At 39.6% G+C, this 3292-nt stretch carries 3 protein-coding genes; all 3 read left to right on the top strand.

Features of this window, described 5'->3' with window-relative positions; genetic code table 11:
• Nucleotides 1–707 (top strand): IS3 family transposase (locus ELS82_RS23775; protein WP_134837623.1); only part of this gene is annotated, 707 nt, incomplete at its 5' end.
• A 49-nt stretch (nucleotides 708–756) separates the two neighbouring features.
• A complete protein-coding gene (locus ELS82_RS23770; RefSeq protein ID WP_134837622.1) occupies nucleotides 757–1722 on the top strand; it encodes a hypothetical protein in 966 nt (321 codons plus the stop codon).
• Nucleotides 1723–2334: 612 nt separating this feature from the next.
• The gene (locus ELS82_RS23765; RefSeq protein WP_130195035.1) at nucleotides 2335–3018 is read left to right on the top strand and encodes a hypothetical protein; all 684 of its coding nucleotides are present in this window, start codon (nucleotides 2335–2337) and stop codon (nucleotides 3016–3018) included.
• The last annotated feature ends 274 nt before the right edge of the window (nucleotides 3019–3292 follow it).

The following is a 3292-nucleotide window of genomic DNA, read 5'->3' as shown; positions in this document are numbered from 1 at the left end:
AGTTAGTGATGTGTACCTTTGCGAAGCATCGTGCTCGCTATGGTTCAGTTCGAATCACCGATGAGCTGAATGAAGCAGGCTATGCCTGCTGCGTCAACTATATTGCTGATATTATGAAAGAAAAGGGTATCAAAGCACGCAATGGTATGGGGTTCAAATACACTAAGGATGTGGCAGCGATGACCAATGTGGCGGATAACTTGTTACGAAGAGACTTCGAAGCAGAGTGCCCTAATCAGAAATGGGTGACTGACATTACTTACATCTGGATGAAGAGCCGTTGGCTCTACCTAGCTACGGTACTAGATCTGCATTCAAGGCGTATTGTTGGTTGGTCACTAGATACAACGATGACGGTTCAACTGATTACGAATGCACTGAAAATGGCGTTTAAGTCACGTAAGCCGCCTAAGGGCGTCATAGTCCACTCAGACCGTGGTGTACAATATAGAGCACATGATTATCAGGACTTCATGCGTAAGCATGGTGGCGTGCCGAGCATGAGCCGCAAAGGCAATTGTTGGGACAATGCCGTGATGGAGTCCTTCTACAGTCGACTGAAAGTCGAGCTGATATATGCAGAAGACTACCAAGATATAGAAGAAGCTCGAATGGGGATCTTCGAATATATTGAGATCTATTACAATCGAAATAGAAAGCACTCAGCGTTGGGCTATGTGAGTCCAGCTGAGTTCGAAAGTGTGTAGTTATGTTGTGTCCACTTTTCGTGGGGTACACTAGTTTCAGAGAGTAATTATGGCGAACTTATATAGTATTTTTGAGTTAAAGCACTCGATTAGTGTTGATAGAACGGCACTTGGAAAGTCATACCCAATCAAACTCGGTGGGGTCAACGGTGTGATTTATATGCCTCATTTACCTAATTGGGCGGAGGATGAATCAGACCCACTTTGGAAACTCCTAACCTCGCCTGAGCCTGCTATTGGTTGGAAGCAAGGCGCAGAACCTATATTCTGGGGCAGGCCTAATCGCTATCCTTGTGGTCATTCCAGTGTACATAAAATATTACTTCAGTTTCACGCTAATGATGCTGAAGTAGATGGTAAGCTGATTTATGAAGCATTTGTATCATGGTTGAATTTATTACTTGATTACTTAGAAGTGATGTCTAATCAAAACGTTCGTATTGAACAGACATTGAATTCATATGGCGATAATTTTCATCTTTTTCAATGGGATGAAAATGGAAAGAAACAAGGGATTTCTGAAAACAAGCTAATTACTATCTGCCTTGATAATTGGCAAAAAAATATCACACATGCACAGTTCCTCGAAGCATGTTCTTTAGCTTCATCTGGAGCGCCATTAAAGTTAACTTATAAGCTCTACTTAGAAGCTAATCGTGCATTTTTGCAGAAAGATTATCGTAAGACTGTAATCGAGTGTGGTGCAGCAATTGAAAATGCGTTAACCGAGTTAATTTCGCTTGAGCTTTCTACGCGTGGTCTATCGGATGAAGAGATTGGTTTGCGTCTAAGTCATCCAAGTAACAAAACCCTTGGCGGACGCTTTAACTTGGCTGATTCCCAACTCCACTTAAACTTATTGCAGCAAGAATACCGTTATCGAGAATTGTTAGTTGAACCGAGAAATAATGCTGTGCATGAAGCTGAGTTTGTTTCACAACAAGTCGCTCGTAAAGCAATTGATTACACTTGCAAATTACTAGCTCAAATAGCGCCTCAGCTGCAAGAAACATAACAAACAATTCAAGCTGATTCTCAACGCTCGGCGCTTTCGGTTTCAATTGGTTTAGTGATTACGGTGAAGTGTTTCAGTGCGGTGGAAGCGTTGCTCACAACTTAATTGGGCGTTAGATTTTTCGGGGAACATGAGTAGAATCAAATCAACTTTAATCGCTACTCTGTTGATGCATGTTATGCTATTTATAGCTGTGGAATATGCGTTTTCTAGAGGAAGTGATTTTCAAATCATAGCGCTAATCATATTGTGGTGTATTGGCTCATTGACTGCTGCTTATCAGTTTCGAAAAGCCACTTGTTCTGAAAGGGCAAAGACGTTTCTAGTAAAGTTAAGTAGCTTCGCATTGTGGCTTATTGCACTTCTACCAATTAGTTTAGGGGCTCTTCTACTATTTCTCACAGTGGCACTTAATGGTGTGGATTTTAGATAGGGCGCAACTGAAAAGTACAAATCTAACAATAAATTTAAGCAGATTCGCAACGCTTGGCATTTTCGGTTTTAATCGGCGTAAGTGTTTGCGGCACAATGGTTTAGCTTAGGTGGTGGCGTTGCTCACTACTTAATTTGGCGTTAGCTTACAGAATTAGTCATACAACAGGAGTGAGAAAATTGAAGATTTGGAAATCCCTTACTTTGTGTTTTTTCGTTGTATTTTCATTTTCAGCACAAGCAATTAGTGAGATGGAGATCAACAACGAGCTGAAGTCTAGAGTTAGTTGTAAAGATAGGGAAGTAGAAAATCTATGTTTTTTATCCACTGACAATCGAAACGAAGAACTAGTAGTTTATATGAGCTCAGCATCTTATAGAATGGATGCTTTCAATAAAACGGATTCATTTTTTGATGCAGCAAATTTGGCTCATCAAGTTTATGGTTCAATCGACTCTTTAGCTGCTTCTATTACTTCAGGTGAACGAAATGAACTGCCAATAGTCTTGGTTATGGAAGTCATTTTTAAAGGTGAAAGGGTCACGGTTATACATGACACAAATAACACAGTTTTTGTTGATTTAGATAAGCGAATTGACATCTATCAGTTGCTAAACGAACACCGAAAAATGGTATCTGAAGCGGTAGAAAATCAAAAAGAACAGAAGACTTTAAAGGCTGGCGAAAATCTAGTTTCTAAATATGAAGTAACAAACACATATAATGTTGTTTCTAGTGATGCCGTTAAAGATAATAATAACGGTGAAGTTAAGCTCTCAGGTAAGTATGAGTCTGAGGGTAAAAAAGTAACCTATACAAAAGCGACCCATTACATAGTTTGGTATCCATTGACTACATCATAAAAAGTTAAGCTAACAAAGCATTTAAGAGTGACTCACAACGCTTGGCGATTTGAGTTTAAACTTGGCTTTAGTGTTTAAGGTGCAATGGTTTAGGTTAGGTGTTTAGCGTTGTTCGCACCTTAATGCGGCGTTATGCGAATAGTAAACTCAAGGAGGAAAGGTGAATAAAATAGAAATTAGAGAAGCTCATGTAGAAGATACGGAAACCATATTGAGATTTATCACTGAGTTGGCTACGTATGAAAAATTAGAAAGTGAAGTTAAGACGAGTATT

Origin of the sequence: Vibrio ouci (assembly GCF_004551525.1) — a bacterium.
Classification (GTDB): domain Bacteria; phylum Pseudomonadota; class Gammaproteobacteria; order Enterobacterales; family Vibrionaceae; genus Vibrio; species Vibrio ouci.
The sequence above is the reverse complement of the archived record's forward strand: the minus strand, read 5'-3'. Positions and strand labels throughout refer to the sequence as shown.